18 protein-coding genes and 1 pseudogene are annotated in these 18,878 nt (G+C 40.9%); 12 read left to right on the forward strand and 7 right to left on the reverse strand.

Features of this window, described 5'->3' with window-relative positions; genetic code table 11:
* The 4 genes and pseudogenes from Q0625_RS10670 to Q0625_RS10685 all read right to left on the reverse strand — a co-directional run.
* Positions 1 to 224, reverse strand: a pseudogene (locus Q0625_RS10670) (hypothetical protein); the annotation flags it as partial.
* Between the two features lie 93 nt (positions 225 to 317).
* Complete coding sequence (locus Q0625_RS10675) at positions 318 to 1,127, reverse strand: SDR family oxidoreductase (protein WP_298826923.1); 810 nt, start codon at positions 1,125 to 1,127, stop codon at positions 318 to 320.
* A gap of 188 nt (positions 1,128 to 1,315) precedes the next feature.
* Positions 1,316 to 3,913, reverse strand: a complete 2,598-nt coding sequence (gene mutS / locus Q0625_RS10680) for a DNA mismatch repair protein MutS (protein ID WP_298826926.1) — start codon at positions 3,911 to 3,913, stop codon at positions 1,316 to 1,318.
* A gap of 3 nt (positions 3,914 to 3,916) precedes the next feature.
* Entirely contained in the window at positions 3,917 to 4,192 is a 276-nt protein-coding gene (locus tag Q0625_RS10685; RefSeq protein ID WP_298826931.1) for a twin-arginine translocase TatA/TatE family subunit, read from the reverse strand.
* Positions 4,193 to 4,409: 217 nt separating this feature from the next.
* On the opposite strand from Q0625_RS10685, the gene Q0625_RS10690 reads away from it, so the two are divergent.
* Positions 4,410 to 5,114 carry a phosphoadenylyl-sulfate reductase gene (locus Q0625_RS10690; RefSeq protein WP_298826934.1) on the forward strand — a complete coding sequence of 235 codons (705 nt, stop codon included), beginning with the start codon at positions 4,410 to 4,412 and terminating at the stop codon, positions 5,112 to 5,114.
* A 4-nt stretch (positions 5,115 to 5,118) separates the two neighbouring features.
* Here the strand turns inward: Q0625_RS10690 and Q0625_RS10695 are convergent, their stop codons facing one another.
* Both Q0625_RS10695 and Q0625_RS10700 read right to left on the reverse strand, forming a co-directional pair.
* Positions 5,119 to 5,772, reverse strand: coding sequence for an alpha/beta fold hydrolase (locus Q0625_RS10695; protein ID WP_298826940.1), 654 nt, complete (start codon positions 5,770 to 5,772; stop codon positions 5,119 to 5,121).
* Positions 5,773 to 5,904: 132 nt separating this feature from the next.
* On the reverse strand, positions 5,905 to 7,155 hold the full coding sequence (locus Q0625_RS10700; protein ID WP_298826943.1) for a dihydroorotase: 1,251 nt from the start codon (positions 7,153 to 7,155) through the stop codon (positions 5,905 to 5,907).
* Between the two features lie 303 nt (positions 7,156 to 7,458).
* Between Q0625_RS10700 and Q0625_RS10705 the strand changes: the two genes are divergently transcribed.
* From Q0625_RS10705 to Q0625_RS10725, 5 genes are all read left to right on the forward strand, one after another.
* Positions 7,459 to 9,996 (forward strand): TonB-dependent receptor, encoded by a 2,538-nt coding sequence (locus Q0625_RS10705; RefSeq protein ID WP_298826946.1) that lies wholly within the window; start codon positions 7,459 to 7,461, stop codon positions 9,994 to 9,996.
* Between the two features lie 108 nt (positions 9,997 to 10,104).
* On the forward strand, positions 10,105 to 10,917 hold the full coding sequence (locus Q0625_RS10710) for a hypothetical protein (RefSeq protein WP_298826949.1): 813 nt from the start codon (positions 10,105 to 10,107) through the stop codon (positions 10,915 to 10,917).
* Positions 10,918 to 10,938: 21 nt separating this feature from the next.
* Positions 10,939 to 11,892, forward strand: a complete 954-nt coding sequence (locus tag Q0625_RS10715; protein WP_298826952.1) for a transketolase family protein — start codon at positions 10,939 to 10,941, stop codon at positions 11,890 to 11,892.
* 1 nt (position 11,893) lies between these two features.
* Positions 11,894 to 12,214 (forward strand): translation initiation factor, encoded by a 321-nt coding sequence (locus Q0625_RS10720; RefSeq protein WP_298826954.1) that lies wholly within the window; start codon positions 11,894 to 11,896, stop codon positions 12,212 to 12,214.
* 20 nt (positions 12,215 to 12,234) lie between these two features.
* On the forward strand, positions 12,235 to 12,594 hold the full coding sequence (locus Q0625_RS10725; RefSeq protein ID WP_298826957.1) for a diacylglycerol kinase family protein: 360 nt from the start codon (positions 12,235 to 12,237) through the stop codon (positions 12,592 to 12,594).
* Between the two features lie 143 nt (positions 12,595 to 12,737).
* Here the strand turns inward: Q0625_RS10725 and purE are convergent, their stop codons facing one another.
* Complete coding sequence (purE, locus tag Q0625_RS10730) at positions 12,738 to 13,226, reverse strand: 5-(carboxyamino)imidazole ribonucleotide mutase (RefSeq protein WP_298826959.1); 489 nt, start codon at positions 13,224 to 13,226, stop codon at positions 12,738 to 12,740.
* 223 nt (positions 13,227 to 13,449) lie between these two features.
* On the opposite strand from purE, the gene obgE reads away from it, so the two are divergent.
* From obgE to Q0625_RS10760, 6 genes are all read left to right on the forward strand, one after another.
* Positions 13,450 to 14,448, forward strand: coding sequence for a GTPase ObgE (gene obgE / locus Q0625_RS10735; protein WP_298826962.1), 999 nt, complete (start codon positions 13,450 to 13,452; stop codon positions 14,446 to 14,448).
* 152 nt (positions 14,449 to 14,600) lie between these two features.
* Positions 14,601 to 15,071, forward strand: coding sequence for a DNA primase (locus Q0625_RS10740; RefSeq protein ID WP_298826965.1), 471 nt, complete (start codon positions 14,601 to 14,603; stop codon positions 15,069 to 15,071).
* 92 nt (positions 15,072 to 15,163) lie between these two features.
* Positions 15,164 to 15,433 carry a 30S ribosomal protein S15 gene (gene rpsO, locus Q0625_RS10745; protein ID WP_298826968.1) on the forward strand — a complete coding sequence of 90 codons (270 nt, stop codon included), beginning with the start codon at positions 15,164 to 15,166 and terminating at the stop codon, positions 15,431 to 15,433.
* Between the two features lie 132 nt (positions 15,434 to 15,565).
* Positions 15,566 to 17,764, forward strand: coding sequence for a polyribonucleotide nucleotidyltransferase (locus Q0625_RS10750; protein ID WP_298826971.1), 2,199 nt, complete (start codon positions 15,566 to 15,568; stop codon positions 17,762 to 17,764).
* Between the two features lie 196 nt (positions 17,765 to 17,960).
* Positions 17,961 to 18,233 (forward strand): hypothetical protein, encoded by a 273-nt coding sequence (locus Q0625_RS10755; protein WP_298826974.1) that lies wholly within the window; start codon positions 17,961 to 17,963, stop codon positions 18,231 to 18,233.
* Positions 18,234 to 18,245: 12 nt separating this feature from the next.
* Positions 18,246 to 18,695: a PIN domain-containing protein gene (locus Q0625_RS10760; RefSeq protein WP_298826976.1), complete on the forward strand. Its 450-nt coding sequence runs from the start codon at positions 18,246 to 18,248 to the stop codon at positions 18,693 to 18,695.
* Positions 18,696 to 18,878 lie beyond the last annotated feature (183 nt).

Consider the following 18,878-nt stretch of genomic DNA (forward strand, 5'->3'; position numbering starts at 1 on the left):
GTAGAGGGTGTATCGTGCAAGGAGAAGGTGAATTTGAGGTTTTTCACCGTCAGTAAGTCCAAGACAAACCGCTCTGGTAGGCTCTTGAATATAGCTGAAAGTCGCGCTAAATCAAACTTATAGCGAGAGTTGCTCACTACCGCATTGAGGTGCACTCCTCGGCGGTTTCCTATTTTTAGTTTTTGCTGGAAGAGGTCGAATACTTCTTTGTTGAAAGGCTCCATAATAATGACAAATGACAAGTGATGAATGACAGATAACAAAAAACTATCATTAATAGCAATGATAGTTTTTTGTGTTGTATAAAGTGTAAAGATTTATTTGTTCATAAAAGCAATAACCTCAGGGGTTACTCCTACATTGGAGAAACCTCCATCGTGGTATAGGTTCTGCATGGTAACCTTACGTGTAAGGTCGCTGAAAAGGGTTACAGTATAGTTGGCACAGTCATCAGCAGTGGCATTACCTAGTGGAGACATAAGATTTGCATAGGTAATAAAGCCATCAAAACCTTTCACTCCTTGCCCTGCAGTGGTAGGGGTAGGGGATTGAGAGATTGTATTGATACGTACATTCTTATCCTTTCCATAGAAGTACCCAAAGCTACGAGCGATAGATTCCAAGTAAGCTTTGTTATCGGCCATATCGTTATAGTCAGGGAAGGTACGTTGTGCTGCAATGTAAGTGAGAGCTACGATACTTCCCCATTCGTTCATTGCATCATTTTTATGAAGAGCTTGGCACACCTTGTGGAAAGAAAGTGCTGAAACATCCCATCCTTTAGCGTAAAATTCGTAGTTGGATTCGGTATAAGGGATATTCTTACGAACGTTTACCGACATACCTATGGAGTGTAGTACAAAATCCAACTTACCCCCGAGGATTTCTATGGCTTTGGTAACTAAGTTCTGCAAATCATCCATATTGGTAGCATCTGCAGGGATTACCTGAGCTCCTGTTTTTTCAGCTAATTCGTTGATTTTTCCCATGCGCATAGCAATAGGCGCATTGGTAAGGACAAACTTACCTCCTTCTTCATGTACACGCTCAGCGGTTTTCCATGCAATGGAGTTCTCATCTAGAGCACCAAAGATGATGCCTCTTTTTCCTTTTAATAAGTTATACATAATATATTGTATTTAATTCTATCGCACAAAAGTAGGTATTTTATTTGAAATAACAAACAGAAGTGAGTGAAAAGTGAAAAACAAATAGTGAAAAGTTCCTGCAAAGATACCATTTTTTCTCGTAAATAACAATGCGTCACTTGTCATTAGTCGTTGGTCACTTGTCACTAGTCGTTAGTCACTTGTCACTATTTTTTGAGCATCTTCTTAATACTATTGAGTTTCATCAGTGCCTCTATGGGGGTGAGGTTGTCTATATCGGTATGAATGAGCTGTTCCTTGATACTTTCCAAGAGGGGATCGTCCAATTGGAAGAAACTCAGTTGCATACCTTCTTTGTTCTTTTTACTCAGTTGCTCCTTGTTGTCTTCTAACTGATGTGTTTTCTCCAATTTCTCAAGCACTTTTTCTGCTTTTTCTATCACATAGGGAGGCATTCCTGCCATTTTGGCTACATGAATACCGAAACTGTGTTCGCTACCGCCTTCCACGAGCTTGCGCAGAAAGAGAATACTTCCCTTAACTTCCTTGACCGATACAGAAAAATTCTTGATACGGGCAAACTCGTTTTGCATCTCATTGAGTTCGTGGTAGTGGGTGGCAAAAAGCGTCTTGGCGTGAGTAGGGTGTTCATGTAGGTATTCCGCTATAGCCCATGCAATAGAAATACCATCATAAGTACTGGTACCACGACCTATTTCGTCCAAGAGGATAAGGCTTCGCTGGGAAAGGTTATTGAGAATTAGGGCAGCCTCATTCATCTCTACCATGAAAGTGGATTCCCCTTGTGAGATGTTGTCACTGGCACCTACACGGGTAAATATCTTATCTACAATACCTATCTGTGCTTGCTTGGCAGGTACAAAGCTCCCTATCTGGGCAAGGAGAACAATTAGGGCGGTCTGTCTCAGTAGGGCAGACTTACCACTCATGTTCGGTCCTGTGATCATCATAATCTGTTGGCTCTCATTGTCAAGATAGATATCATTGGCAATATAGGGTTGGGTAGGGGGGAGCTGCTGCTCTATCACAGGGTGACGCGCATCCTTAAGGTTGATTACTAGGGAATTATCCAGCTGTGGGAGCGTGTATTGGCGCTCTGTAGCCAAAGTGGCAAAACCACATAGGGTGTCTATCTCACCTATGGCAATAGCTGTCTGTTGTATGGGGGAGATATAGGTAATCACCTCCTCAATCAGAGCGGCAAAATATTCTTGTTCTAGGGCTGCAATACGCTCTTGAGCATGGAGTATCTTTTCCTCGTATTCCTTGAGTTCTTCACTAATATAGCGTTCGGCATTCACTAAAGTCTGTTTGCGTACCCAGTGTGCAGGCACCTTGTCCTTATGGACATTGCGTACCTCAAAATAGTAACCGAAGACGTTATTACTATCTATCTTTAGGGATGAGATATGGGTCTGGGCGATCTCACGTTCGAGTAGTTGGTTGAGGTATTCCTTTCCAGAATGAGAGAGGTTGCGTAGCTCGTCCAAGTCGGTCGAGAAGCCTGGTCGGATAACATTCCCCTTTAGAATATTTACAGGGGCTTCCTCATCAAGGGTATGAGCTATCTTATCACATAACTCTTGTAGGTCATGGATACGCTCAATAAGGCGCCTAAGGGCGACTTCCTCTGCAGGAAGATCGAGATTCCTCAGAGGGAGTACTGCAAGGAGAGAATTCTTGAGGTAGATAAGCTCACGAGGAGTGATTTTTCCAGTGGCTATCTTGGAAAGAAGTCTTTCTATATCATTGACTTTGTGTAAATTATCTCGTACTTGCTGGCAAAGCTCAGCGTGTTGTACAAAAGTATTTACCACTTGGTGTCGCTGTTGTATCTCACTAAGGTTGGTTAGGGGTAAGGCAAGCCAACGCCTTAGCATACGGCTTCCCATAGGGGTAAGTGTCTTGTCAATTACCTCCAATAGGCCTACACTCCCTGCTTCGCCTCCGCCATATAGTTCCAAGTTTCGTATGGTGAACTTGTCCATCCATACATATTCATCACTTACAATACGTTTGATATTGGTGATGTGTTGTAGCTGGTGATGCTGAGTCTCGGACAGATAGTGTAGTATAGCCCCTGCACTGATCCAGCCTTGGCGCATTTGCTCTACGGCAAATCCTTTTAGGGAATTGGTGTGGAACTGTTTGGTAAGTGCCTCATAGGCAAAATCTTCCTTATATACCCAATCCTCCAAACCAAAGTAGTGCCACTCCTTGCCAAAGGCTTCTTCTATCTCTTTGTGTTGTTTTTTAGCAATGAGTACTTCGTTGGGCTGGAAGTTTTGTAATAGCTTATCTATACAAGGGATATCTCCTTCAGCTAAGTAGTATTCACCTGTGGAGATGTCTAAAAAGGATACCCCACATAAGGGCGAATGTAGCCAAATGGAGGCTAAGAAATTGTTCTTGCGGGTTTGTAATATATCATCGCTAAGGGCAACCCCAGGGGTTACTAGTTCCGTAACACCACGCTTGACAATAGTCTTGGTGAGTTTGGGGTCTTCCAGTTGGTCGCAGATAGCCACACGGTAGCCCGCCTTGACGAGCTTAGGGAGGTAGTTATTCAGCGCATGATGAGGAAAACCTGCTAGGGAGGTATCCTCACTACCATTGTTACGAGAAGTCAGTACGATGCCCAATACTTGTGAGGTCTTGACAGCATCCTCCTTGAACGTCTCATAGAAATCGCCAACCCTGAATAGCAGTAAGGCATCGGGATACTTTGCCTTAATCTGGTTATACTGTTTCATCAAGGGGGTTTCTTTGCTCGTCTTTGCCATGTGTTATCGGTTTCGTTTTATGCTTCCCAAAGGGTCTTCCAAGCCTTCTTTGGCTTTCTCTACCTCTTGTTTTACTTCATCAATCAGGGAGGTATCTATACCTGATTTCTCTACACTTTTGTTGATTTCTTCTTTGATTTCGGAAGTAGCATCTCGCAGTTGTCGCATTCCCTTGCCTAGAGTACGGGCTATTTCGGGTATCTTATTGGTGCCAAAGAGCAGCACAGCCACAAAGAGTATGAATAATAATTCAGGAGAGCTTATAAATAAAGGTATCATTTAGCATGAAATTTTTCTGCAAATGTACAAAAAATGTATCAAACAACAAAAAACCTCTTAAAAGCCCTTTGTGAAATATAAATCATTGATAATTAATGTATTGTATTTATTTATATACAATCTAAAACTATTTATCAGGTTTGATTGATTAATTAGTTGTGAATCATTAATTATGAATCATTAATATTCGTATTTTTGCAGTCCTAAACATAAAATAATGCATTCTGAAATAGATTCTTTGCTCACCGCAACCACATCCCTTACGGAAACTGAAATACTTACCCTCCTTACTGAGAAATATCCCGATAAGGTAGTGTTCTCCACTAGCTTTGGTATGGAGGATCAAGTGATTACTGATTTTATCATGAAGGGACATTTCCCTGTCAAGATTTTTACTTTGGATACAGGGCGTCTCTTCTATGAGACATATACGACTTGGGAACTGACCAATGAGTATTATCACACCAAGATCACTCCTTACTATCCTGATGCAAAAGCGATAGAGGAGTATGTACAAAACAATGGTATCAACGCTTTTTATCAGTCTGTTCCTTTGCGACATACTTGTTGTCATATCCGAAAGGTAGAACCTCTAAAACGCGCTTTGTCAGGTAATAAGGTGTGGATAACAGGACTCCGAGCTGAGCAATCCCCCCATCGAGAGCAGATGCCTATGGTGGAATGGGACGAAAGTAACCAGATCATTAAGGTACATTTGCTCCTACATTGGAAAACGGATGAGGTGTTATCATTCCTTCGTAAGCATGGCATCCCTTATAACCCTTTGCATGACAAGGGTTACCCCAGTATTGGCTGTGCCCCCTGTACACGTGCCATTAAGGAAGGGGAAGACTTCCGTGCAGGTCGCTGGTGGTGGGAGCACAAGACCAATAAGGAATGTGGGTTACATGTGCATAAATAGCCACTTATTCTTCTTGTTCTATCCAAGTTTTCATCGCATAGAACATCTCGGCTGAAAACACATGTCCTGAAGCAAATGTCTGGTAAGTGTATGGAATATGTAGCTTTTTGAGCAACTCAGTAGTTTCTTCTGCCCAATCTAAGGATACAATTTCATTGGAATATCCGTGTAATAGACAGATTTTTAGGTTTTCGAAGTTGTTCTTCTGGTAGCTAAAACTCAATAACTTCTTATCAATGTAGCTGTTGATGGCCACAACCCTTTGAATTTTCTCAGGGTAGGAAAGTGCCAGTGCGAGGCTAAGGATACCTCCTTGGTCAAATCCTATAAGAGTGATCCGTTCCATATCAATATTGAAACGTTCACAAGCCTGTCCTAAAAAGGTTAGGAGCTTGTGCTCAGTGGCTTGTGCTTGCACTATATCGCACCATTTGGAGGACCCAAGCTCTATTGCATACCAGAAAAACTGAGTATCTGATAGCTTATAGGGAGCTTGTATTGAGATTACAATATACTCCTGTGGGAGTTCGTTGGCTATGGAGAAGAATTCTTCTTTGTTTTGTCCATAACCGTGTAACATGAAAATGGCGGGAGACTTGCCATTCTCCTGCTCTATAATAGCAGGTCTTACCAAATAGTTTAAAGAAAAACCTTTCATCTTTTGGTAGTAAATGGTAAATGTTAGTACACCTATATATTTAGGTATATAGGGAAGTGTTTCTAATTTTTGTTAGAGTTTTCTGAAGTTAAACAATAATATATATATACTTTTTGTAGAAGTTGGGGTGGCTTATCTTGAGAACCAATTACCTCTGTGGGAGATAACGCCCAAGACTTTTCCTTTGACTATTTCTGAGACAAAGGCACAATTTTTAGAAGAAGATTTGATCGAATCTTTGTCAAATACCCACTCACCTTGGTCGGTAAAGAGGGTTATATCTGCTTTCTGACCCACTGCGATAGGCGCCACAGGTAGGGAGAAACGTTTTTTAGCAGCAGTAAGCATTTCCACAGTTTTCTCCACTGAGAAATGTCTTAGCATTATACCTAAGGTAGCTTCTAGACCTATGCTTCCGAACTCTGCAAGGTCAAACTCCTTAGCTTTGCATTCTATATCAAGGGGACAATGGTCAGAAGTTACCATATCTATGACCCCGTTTCGCACCCCTTCTCGTAATGCTTCCACGTGTACAGTATTACGCAAGGGGGGAAGTAGTTTGTAGTCAGTATTGAAGTTGCCTAATACTTCATCTGTAAGGTGTAGATTACTTACTGCAACACTACAACTCACGTCCAAGCCTTTGGCTTTGGCAGCGGCTATCAGTGCGACAGATTTTTCAGTAGAGATAGTCGGAATGTGTAATCGTCCACCTGTATATTCGAGGATGGAGAGGTCTCTCTCCACAATAATTTCTTCAGCAATAGCGGGTATTCCTTTTAGTCCCAATCGGGTAGCTGCAATATGTTCATTGACTACTCCCTTGCCCATAATAGAGCGGTCACAAGGGAAAGAGATCACTATGCCATTAAAAGGTGCTGTGTATTGCAAGGCTATCTTCAGCAGATTGGCCTGTGAGATACACCGCTTATAATCTCCGAAAGCTACCGCTCCTGCACTTTGCATATCGTACAGCTCGGTTAAGTATTCTCCTTTGCTCTCACAAGTGAGGGCGCCAATGGGGAAAATCTCAGTAATGGTTCCTTGGGAGGCATTTCTTAGATAGCCTACTTGGCTTCGAGTTTCTGTAATAGGGTGTGTGTTAGGATTGAGCATCACTTGTGTGAATCCACTTTCACAAGCTACTTTTGCTCCATGTGCTAAGGTCTCTCGTTCCTCGTACCCTGGTTCTCCGAAACTCACACTGCTATCAGCCCAACCTTGAGAAATATAACAATCATTTAACACTTTGTCGGCATCTTCGCAAGCAATTTCAGAGCTAATTTGCTTGATGATTCCATCTTCTATCAAGACATCTTGAGTCTTTCCGTGATAGGAACTTCCCTTGTCTATGATAGTTACATGTCTTAACAATATTTTCATAATTCCCTTTATCTTCGCCACAAATATAATCATTTAATTTGTAATAGCAAGTGTTTTTATCATTTTTTTTGTGTTAAAGTTTCAGAACTAACGAAAAAGATATCTTATAGGAAAAATAAGCTCCTTTTTGTGATATTAATTATTATATAAAAATGTTAAAATTACTCGCTAATAGGTAAGGAAATTGTTTTTATTTATTAGAAATAATGTAAAATAGTTAAAAATAAATTTATTTTGCAAGTATTTGCTATATTGGAAAAAGTTTGTAATTTTGCATAAGTCTAAATAAAAAATATTTTACATATGTTTTTACACAAAAATCTTTTGCTATTTATAGCGTTTTTGCTGGGGGTGAGCCTCCATGCGCAATATAAGATCAAGGGTAAAATTCTTGATGAAAACAAGTTGCCTATTGCGCAGGCTATGGTCAAATCGGTATCTACAGGTGAGAGTACCCTTACCGATGACAAAGGGAATTATACCCTTTCTACTTCAGATGAACATCCTTCTCTTGAGGTAAGCAAGGAAGGTTATGCTCCTTTGGAGTTTCCTGTAATACTTCAGAATAATGAAAACAGGGTTACTTATGTGGAGACTATCCTTCGCCGTGGAGCGGAAGAAACACTCTCTGATATAGTGGAGCTGCAACCTGTGGTCATTTCAGACAACCCAAGCCTTGTGGCTAATTCCGTAGGGTTGGCCAAAGTAAAACTTGATAAGGTAGCAGGGGGTACCAATTTGGCAGACCTAAGGAACTTAAACATACAGCGTTCCCAGACCCTCAAGGATGCCCTCCAGCGTGAACCTGGAATTATTATACAAGATTTCTTTGGGGGTAATGACCAACCGCGCCTCAATATCCGTGGTTCTGGCATCCAAAGTAATCCTCAATCACGTGGGGTGGCACTCTCCCAAGATGGTATTCCTATTAACTTTGCAGACGGTTCTTATATTATAGGTGTATTGGAGCCTCAAGTGAGCAACTTGGTGGAAATCTATCGTGGTGCCAATGCGCTCGAACATGGGGGAGCTACTCTCGGTGGAGCTATGAACTTTGTTACTAAAAACGGATATAATGCTTCTCCCTTAAGTGTAAAAATGGAAGCAGGTAGTTTTAACTACTTCAATAGTACCATTTCCTCAGGCTTCTCTTCAGGACGAAATGATCTATTTGTGGCATCGTCTTATAATCATAGTGATGGCTATCGCACTTATAACAGCTCCAAGCGGTTCAATGCACTACTCAATGTAGGACGTAAGTTCACCGATAAGTTTGAGGCACGATTGTATGCTTCTTTCACAGATCTCTATTTTGATATACCTGGGCCTCTTACTCGCTACCAAATGGAGACAAATAACAAGCAGATTAACAAGGCGCCTAAGACTACTTTCCCTTATGCTTTTGGTCCTAATGTGGTGCGTGACAAGCCTAATCGAAGCAGTAAGATAGCTCGCTTTGGTACCAAGTTGGCTTATCAGATCAATGCCAATAACCTTATCTTGGCTACTCTTTATTACCAATATGCAGATGATGCCTTTATGTATCCTATTGCCAATGGAGTTCGCCAAGACTTCAATAATGACTATGGGGTACGCCTCTCTTATACCAATACCACTGAGAAAAACGATTTCACTCTCGGCTTGCAGTATAGCCAAGGTCTTATGCACCAATCTCGCTTCCACAACGATCGTGGTAATTTCGGAGCGCTCTTTGCCAAGCAAGATCTTACAGCTAACCATGCTATAGCTTATATATCGGATACTTATAAGATTACTCCTTCTCTCTTGGCAAATGTTAGCGTACAGGGTAGCTATGATACTCGTAAGATAGAGGATAAGTTTACAGGGGCAAAGCGTCCGTTCCTTTTCGTAGCACCTAGTGGTCTGCAAGCTCGAGCACTACCTAACCCTAACGCTGCTACTCCTCTAACAGGAGACTTCTCTTATAATGCGATTAATCCTAAGGTAGGGGTGATCTATAAGTTTACTGACCGTGCGCAAGTTTTTGCTAACTTCTCTCGTAGCTATGAACCTCCTACTTTCTTGGAAATAGTACGCTTGACTGGTAGTGCTACTCCTAACCCAAATCGTCCTCCAGTGCCTCCGGTGGTCTATAATAGTAGTTCCAATGTGAATTCAGGGCCTACTACCATTACCATCTCTGACCTAAAAGCACAAAAAGCCTCCACTGTGGAGCTAGGTACCAAAGGAAATATAGGACAAGCTTTTATCTGGAATGTGAGTGCTTACCACTCTTGGGTGAAAGATGAAATCTTTACCATAGCCGATGGTAGTGTAGGGGTAGGAGGTAATACAGTCAATACACCTTATGCCACTATTCACAGAGGTTTGGAAGCAGGTTTGCAATCTACTTTCCTCACTCATGTGTTCTCTGCCAAGGAAGATACTTTCACCCTTTCTGTTAATTATAATTATAGCGACTTCTTCTTTGACGGCGGTGAGCTTAAGGGTAACCAAATCGCAGGAATTCCTACTCATTACCTCTTTGGGGCACTCACCTATAAGCACCCAATAGGCATATTTGCGGAGGTAAACCTCGAATCACTTCCTGTGAAGACACCTATTGACCACAAAAATACGCTATACCAAGACCCTTACAGCCTTGTAGGGGCACGCTTAGGTTACAAAAAAGGACAATGGACTTTCTTCTTGCAAGCCAACAACTTAGCTGATAAGGTATATGCCTCCAGCTATTTGGTACAAGCAGAAGTAACAGCGCCTCCTATGCGCCTTACTCCAGCACCTAAAGCGGATGATAAAACCAACTTTATTCCAGGGGTAGGAAGAAATATTATAGGAGGACTCTCCTATACCTGGTAGTAGATCTTTCTCATATCTCTTGTGAACTTTGCCAGCGTTTTGCGCTGGCAAAGTTTTTTTGTCTAATAGAATTAAAAATAGTATCTTTGCGCTCTGATAGTAAGTATTATGAAACTAGCTACTTTGTTAGAAACAAAGGGAATAGATCCTCTGCCTCTACAACAGTTTAAACCTTATGGAGGCGTTATTCTCATGGACGACAAGGAAAGAGAGGAGACACTTGAGTGGATAGCACAGTGTGACCTTGGCTTTGAGCTACTTCCTTTGTTCTCCAACCAAGAAAGTGATTGTGTGGCTATCTATACTACAGGGTTTCTAAAAGGTAAAATGGTGATTGTAAGGCACGATGAGGCTGTATTTGCACCGGAGTTTAGGAGTTTGGATTCGTTCCTCAAGGCTTATGAAAAAGCAGCTAAGCAACCTGATTTTTATGATTGGGAGGATATAGAAGTATATAACTATGACTATCCTATAACAGAGGAAAAGCAGGCGGAACCAGTTGTATTACAAGAATGTTGGCAACGTATAAAAGCAGCTAATTTCACCTCCGATGTGCAAAAAGAAATGATACAAATCATGGCTATTTGGCTTACCCCACCTTCTCAGTTGGATACCTTACTACCATTTGTCCAAAAGGAGTTTGCTCTTAAAGAAACGATGTTTGTAGTAGCTTATGCAATAGATGCTTTAGGTATTACTCATCAGTATGAGCCTGCCAAACCACTGATAACGGAACTGCTTAAGACAAGGCGATTTGCCAACTATTACAAGCGAGATGAGTTGTATCATGGAGAGTTTAAGGTAAAAGAGACTCTTATAGGGAAAGTGGGACGCTCACTACTTAGGGTGCTCACCATTCCTTTTATGGTGTTAACTCTTCTTTTGGTGGAGCTTATAGATAGATTTAAGAAGAAAAAATAAAAACATTAAAAATAGTATCTAATGAAAAAATATACTGATACAGGCAAGAAAGACACCCGAAGTGGTTTCGGTGCAGGACTTGCAGAACTAGGACGTAAGAATCCCAATGTGGTAGCCCTCTGTGCTGACCTTATAGGCTCGCTCAAGATGGAAAAATTCCAAGAGGAAAACCCTACCCGCTTTTTCCAAGTGGGAATTGCTGAAGCCAATATGATGGGTATAGCAGCAGGACTTACCATAGGAGGAAAGATTCCTTTCACAGGTACCTTTGCTGCCTTCTCCACAGGGCGTGTATATGACCAGATACGCCAGTCTATTGCTTATTCTAATAAGAATGTAAAGGTTTGTGCCTCTCATGCGGGATTGACCCTTGGTGAGGACGGAGCTACCCACCAGATCTTGGAAGATATAGGACTGATGAAGATGCTCCCTAATATGGTAGTCATTAATCCTTGTGATTATAACCAAACCAAGGCAGCAACCATCGCTATTGCGGACTATGTAGGACCTGTATACCTACGTTTTGGTCGTCCTTCAGTACCTAATTTTACTCCTGAAAATCAGACTTTTGAGATAGGAAAAGGCTTACTACTCAATGAAGGAACCGATGTAACTATCATTGCCACAGGACACCTCGTATGGGAAGCATTATTGGCTTGTGAGGTCTTGGAACAGAGAGGTATCTCGGCTGAGGTGATTGATATTCATACAATTAAGCCTTTAGATGAAGAAATGATTCTTGCTTCTGCTCGTAAAACTAAGGCAGTGGTAACTTGTGAGGAACATAACTACTACGGAGGTTTGGGTGAGAGCGTAGCTCGTGTACTCACTCAGCACTATCCTGTAGCTCAGGAGTTTGTAGCGGTCAATGATACTTTTGGAGAAAGTGGAACGCCCGCTGAGCTTATGCAAAAGTATGGTCTTGACAAAGAGGGTATTCTAAAGGCAGTAGAAAAGGTGCTTAAAAGAAAATAATATGCTCAGAGAACAACTCCAAAAACTTTTTCCTGACCATAAGGAAGAACAGTTACCTGAGGAAGCTCCCTCCAATATTTGGTTACAGGATGAGCCACTTTTGTGCAAATATGAGAAGCGCAAAGGCAAGCCCGTTACCCTTATTGAGGGCTATACAGGTGCCGATGCTGACTTTAAAGTATTGGCGAAGGAACTCAAAACTCACTTGGGAGTAGGAGGATCTGTGAAGGAGGAAAAAATTATCATTCAGGGGGATTACCGTGATAAGATTATGGAATTTCTCAAAGAAAAAGGTTTTAAGGTAAAGCGAGTAGGAGGGTAGAGTCTCAAAAAATAGATAAAATGAAGAAATTTATAATTGGGCGGCTCAAGAGTATGGGGTATGCCCTACAAGGATTTTGGTTATTGGTTCGCACTGAAGACGCCATTATTACCCATAGTATAGGTTGTTTGTTATTTGTAGGATTGGGGTTGTATTTTGGGATTACTCCTCACCAATGGATGTTTCAGCTATTAGCCTTTGGAACACTTTTGGCAGTAGAAGGACTCAATACAGGATTGGAGAAGCTCTGCGACTTTGTTCACCCTGACTTCCATCAGAAGATAGGAGAGATAAAGGACATCGCCGCAGGAGCCGTTACCATGATATTCCTTGCCGTAGTAGCAGTACTAGCCTTTATATATGTACCATACTTTTGTTAGGTAAAAGATAAAAAGTAAAAGGTAAAACCAAGAAATGCCATAGCTAAGTATATGGATAAAATTGTGTTTGTGAGTTACCTTGGCTAGTGTTAGGGTAGAGTTGTAATTTATTGTATCTTAGAAAAGTATATGTTTTTTACTTTTTAGTTTTCAGTTTTTACCTGCTCTGCTCCTTTTAGTACCGCTTCTTCTAAGGATTTTTTGTATTGCAAGATATGCTCTTGCACTTCTTTGTGGGCAACCCCCAAGATTTGGGCAGCGAGGATACCCGCATTCTTAGCCCCATTAAGAGCAACAGTTGCCACAGGAACACCTGCTGGCATTTGTAGGATAGAAAGTACAGAGTCCCAACCATCTATGGAGTTGCGGCTTTTGATAGGTACCCCTATAACAGGTAGCGGACTCACGGCGGCAAGCATACCAGGAAGGTGTGCTGCTCCTCCTGCTCCTGCAATAATCACATCTATTCCCTGCAAATGAGCATTTTTTCCAAAAGAAATTAGTTTTTCAGGGGTGCGATGGGCTGAGACAATATCCACTAAAACTGGAATTTGCATCTCTTTTAAGAAATCAATGGCTTCTTGCATGATAGGAAGGTCACTTTGACTTCCCATAACTACAGCTACTTTCATTACTATAATATTTAAATCAAAGAGCAAAGTTACAAAATTAATGATTAATAATGGAATGATTAATGATTAATTTAACTAATGAACCGATGAGTCGATGAGGCAATGAGCCAATTAGACAATTAGTTAATGAGACAATTAGCCAATTAGCAAATCGACAAATCGACAAATCGACAAATTGACAAATCGACAAATTGACAAATAGTCAAATCAACTAATTAAATTTATGACAGAAGGAAATTTCACAGATTATGTAAAAGTATATGTCCGTTCAGGCAATGGAGGTAAAGGTTCCACTCACCTACATAGAGAAAAATTCGTAGAAAAAGGAGGGCCTGATGGGGGAGATGGAGGCCGCGGAGGCGATATTATTATCCGTGGTAACAAAAACCTATGGACGCTTATCAATTTTAAGTTTCAACAACATTTCCGTGCGGAACATGGGGGCGATGGGGGTGCCAATCGCAGCACAGGTGCCGATGGAAAAAGTGTGTATTTGGAGGTGCCTTTAGGAACTATTGTCAAGGATGCTCTTACTGATGAGCCTTTATTTGAGATTACCCAAGATAAGGAGGAAATAGTAGCTCTAAAAGGAGGTAAAGGAGGACTGGGTAACTGGCATTTCCGTACGTCAACCAACCAGACGCCTCGCTATGCCCAGCCAGGTATACAGGGGGAGGAGCGAGAACTACTCTTGGAGCTAAAAGTCTTGGCGGATGTGGGGCTAGTAGGCTTCCCCAATGCGGGCAAATCCACTCTGCTTTCAGTGCTTACTTCGGCCAAACCTAAAATAGCCGACTATCCATTTACTACCCTAAAACCTAACTTAGGTATTGTGCAATATCGCGATTTCCAATCTTTTGTAATAGCCGATATACCAGGGATTATAGAAGGAGCCTCAGAAGGAAAGGGCTTAGGACACTATTTCCTACGACATATAGAACGCAATTCAGTACTTCTTTTCCTCGTCCCTGCCGATAGTCCCAATATAGTGGAGGAATACCATGTCCTTCTCAGAGAGTTGGAACACTATAATCCTGAGCTGCTTGACAAGCAACGAATCTTGGCCATTTCCAAAACAGATCTTTTGGACGAGGAACTCAAAGAGATGATCGATACTGAGCTTAAAACAGCTAATTTGCACCTTCCTTATTGCTTTATTTCCTCCGTCGCAGAACAAGGAATTTCCGCTCTCAAAGATAGATTATGGCAAGCGCTTCAATAATTAGTATAAATTAAGTTGTCAAAATAGGGTAAAATTCATAAAAACAATCAAATCTGTAAATAAAAATAACTTTTAATTAACGTGTTAAATATATTCAACTTATTTTTTTCTTTTAATTTTGCACCGCTTAAATCTTAAATAAAATAGGCTAAATGAAACGAGCCATAGTTGACTACAAAAAATTAACAAAAGACATCTTAGCCTTACTGGTGGAGAAGTATCCAGAAGGTTATCAAGATCGAGATGTTATCCGATTCAAAAATGCTAAAAACGAGACAGTGGAAGCTCTTGAGGTACGTACCGAAGATACCATTTATTTAGTAAAAGTAAGTACCCGCTTGGCATCCACCATGGAACGTTATGATGAAGATGATGATGATTATTACGGAGAGGGTATACAGGCTGACACCTTGGAAATGTCCAAAGAGGACGAACTCGCTCTTAAGCGTAAAAAAGATATTTCCAAGACTTCTTCTCATGTAGAGGAAGAGGACGACGAGGAAGAGGAGGATGATTATGACGATTATGATGATGAAGATGATGACCAGGACGATGATGAGGATGACGATGATGAGGATGACGATGACAAAGAAGATGAGGACGATGAGGATGACGAGGACTAAATAATTTTTCAAAAAAAGTTGTATGTGAAGAATATTTATATTACCTTTGCCCCCGATTTTAAAATACATAATAATCATTAAATAATATTGGAATGTATCTAACAAAAGAAACTAAAGCAGAAATTTTTAAACAACACGGTGGTAGCGAGAAAAATACTGGCTCAGCAGAGGGACAAATAGCCCTTTTCACCTTTCGTATCAATCACTTAACAGAGCACTTGCGCGCCAATCGCAAAGATTACAATACAGAGCGCTCCCTTGTGAGACTCGTAGGTAAGCGCAGAAGCCTACTGGATTATCTCAAACAAAAAGATATCGAAAGATACCGTGCTATTATTAAGGAATTAGGTATCCGAAAATAATTTTGTTATCAAACAAAAGGGGCTTTATGCCCCTTTTTGTTCTATATAAAAGCCCATAAGATAATAGTTTTTCATTGGAAATAAACACAAAACACACAACACTATTTGTTTCATTTTTAATAAAAAACTTTTATGATTCCAGAAGTAAAAAAAGAAATTATTGCTCTTGGTGATGGACGTACTATTTCCATAGAAACGGGCAAACTCGCCAAGCAAGCAGATGGTGCTGTGGTGGTACAAATGGGCAATGCTATGCTCCTAGCTACAGTTGTGGCGAACAAAGAAGCAGGCGAAGGGGTGGATTTCCTTCCCCTAACAGTAGATTACCGTGAAAAATTTGCTGCTGCGGGTCGCTTTCCTGGTGGTTTCTTCAAGCGTGAAGCACGCCCAAGTGATCAGGAAATATTAACTATGCGATTGGTAGATAGGGTATTGCGCCCTCTCTTCCCTAAGGAATATTATTGTGAGGTACAGGTGATGATTCAGCTCATGTCTCATGATGAGAATGTCATGCCTGATGCCTTAGCTGGATTGGCTGCTTCGGCTTGTTTGGCTGTATCCGATATTCCTTTTGATGGGCCTATTTCTGAGGTACGTGTAGGGCGTATCAACGGGGAGTTTATCATCAACCCAAGTGCACAGCAATTGACAGAATCCGATATGGATATCATGGTAGGAGCTTCTAAGGAGTTTGTCGCTATGGTGGAAGGAGAAATGGATGAGGTTTCTGAAAAGGATATGGCCGACGCTATTCACTTTGCGCATGAAGCGATCAAAGTACAGATAGAAGCCCAAGAACGCCTTCGTGAAAAAGTAGGCAAAACCATGCGATCCTATGAAGTACCGCAGGAGAACGAAGAGGTAGCTAAGAAGATATATGACTTCTGCTATGACAAATGCTATGCTATAGCTAAGGAAAACACAACCAAACATGAGCGTAGCGATAAGTTCGATGCAGTAAGAGAGGCCTGCAAAGCCCTCTTCACTGAAGAAGAATTGGAAGAGTATGATAAATTGGTTAGCAAATACTTCTCTAAAGCTCAAAAAGAGGCAGTACGCAACTTGATTCTCAACGAAGATATCCGTCTAGATGGTAGAAATACCAAGCAAATACGCCCTATATGGTGTGAAGTAGGCTACTTGCCTTCGCCTCATGGGTCAGCTATCTTCACCCGTGGGGAAACACAGTCTCTCACTACCGTAACCTTGGGAACTTCTCGTGAAGCCAATGTGATAGATATTCCTTCCGAACAAGGAGAAGAGCGCTTTTACCTACATTATAACTTCCCTCCTTTCTCCACTGGGGAAGCGCGTCCACTTAGAGGGACTTCTCGCCGTGAGGTAGGACATGGGAACTTGGCACAACGTGCCCTTAAGCGCATGATTCCAGAGGATTGTCCTTATACAGTACGTGTGGTGTCTGAGATATTGGAGTCCAATGGTTCCTCTTCTATGGCAACTGTGTGTGCTGGTACTTTAGCTCTTATGGATGCAGGTATCCAGATGAAAAAGCCTGTTTCAGGAATTGCCATGGGACTCATCACTGATGGAGATAAGTATGCCGTACTTTCCGATATCTTGGGCGACGAAGACCACTTGGGTGATATGGACTTTAAGGTAACAGGTACTAAGGACGGTATTACTGCTTGCCAAATGGATATCAAGATCAAAGGACTTACCTATGAAATCCTTGAAAAAGCCTTGGATCAAGCCCGCGAAGGTCGTATGCATATACTTGGAAAAATAACCGAGACTATAGCCGTACCAAACCCAACTGTGAAGCCACATGCGCCTAAGATTGTACGTCTTGAAATGCCTAAGGAATACATTGGTGCTTTCATTGGTACGGGTGGTAAGAATATCCAAGACCTACAAGCCCGCACCAAAACTACTATTGTGGTAGAAGAAGTAGGCGAATTAGGTATTGTTGAAATCCTCGGTACCGATGCCGATGGTATCCAAGAAGCGGTGGATGCTGTATACCATGTGTCTTTTGAACCTGTAGAAGGAGAGATATACAAGGTGCGTGTAGCCCGCTTGGTGGATTTCGGAGCTTTTGTAGAGTTTGTCCCAGGTAAGGACTCTCTCCTACACGTTTCTGAAATAGCTTGGGAGCGCGTAGAGAACCCCGCAGATGTACTCAAGGAAGGCGATATAATAGAGGTAAAATACCTAGGTATAGACCCTAAGACCAAGAAGACTCGTGTATCCCGTAAGGCACTTCTTCCACGTCCTGAGAACCTTGAAAAGCGTGAAAGACCTCACGACAAAGAAAGATCTCATGACAAGGAGAGAAAGGATAAACCTCACTTCAAAAAAGACAAAAAATAGCCTTTTAAGTGAATAATTAATAGTGAAAAGTGAAGAATTACCCCGCGTGATTCTTCACTTTTTCATTATTCTAACTACTAACTACTAACCACTAACTACTAATCTAGTATAATTTTTGCACTTACTAATAAAAAATAATTTGTACCTTTGTACTCAAAACTAATAACTAATAACTAACAACTAACAACTAACACTTATGCCATATACAATTACCGTACTCAATGACAGTCCTCAGGCCTTAGCCTATGTAAAGGAGGCAGAAACCCTTGATTTTGTAAAGGTTACAAAAATTAAGGAAACTAAGAAAAAGACAGCTGCCAAAGCAAAGGCAACACCTGCCCCTGCGGAGCCTATTTTTGAAGAAGAAACTCAAGAACAATACGAAATGATAATGGCACTTTCTAAAGAAACGAATAGAGCCATTGCTCATAAAATAAACAAAATAAAAAACTTAAATCTTCCTCTTTAAGAGCTAATAAAAATGATCGTCATAGCAGATAGTAATATTTTCTATAGTGCGCTAATAACTCCTAATGGGGAAATAGCGACCATTTTAAAAGATAGAAATATGCAGTTCATAGCTCCCGATTTCATAATAGAGGAGGTAAAGGAACATTTGGATGTTATAAAAGCAGGTCGGAGAAAAGATAAAACAGAAAAGAAAATATTAGCCGAGCTAAAACAGCTGTTAGAAAAAATCACAATAATTCCTTTAGATGAAATTACTAAAAAGAATTTACAAGATGCCTTTGAAATTGTAAAAGATGTAGATAAAGATGATTATGCCTTTGTTGCTGTACATTTGCAATTTAAGCACAAAATTTGGTCAAGAGATGAAGCACTTATAAAGGGTCTGACAGAAAAAGGTTACGGACATTTCTTTATTTCTACCGATGAAGTAAGAAAATACCTTTACAAAAAGAAAAAATAATCTCTAAAAAATTTTGTTTATTTAAAAAATTATTTGTAATTTTGCCTTGTCAATTAGGTTAATTCTAAGCAAAAAACAACCTTAAAACTATGAAAAACAGTGTTCTTATAGCACAAAATGATAGGGTCCAAGCAAGCAAGCAAGCAAGCAAGCAAGCAAGCAAGCAAGCAAGCAAGCAAGCAA

Origin of the sequence: uncultured Capnocytophaga sp., assembly GCF_938029845.1 — a bacterium.
GTDB lineage: Bacteria > Bacteroidota > Bacteroidia > Flavobacteriales > Flavobacteriaceae > Capnocytophaga.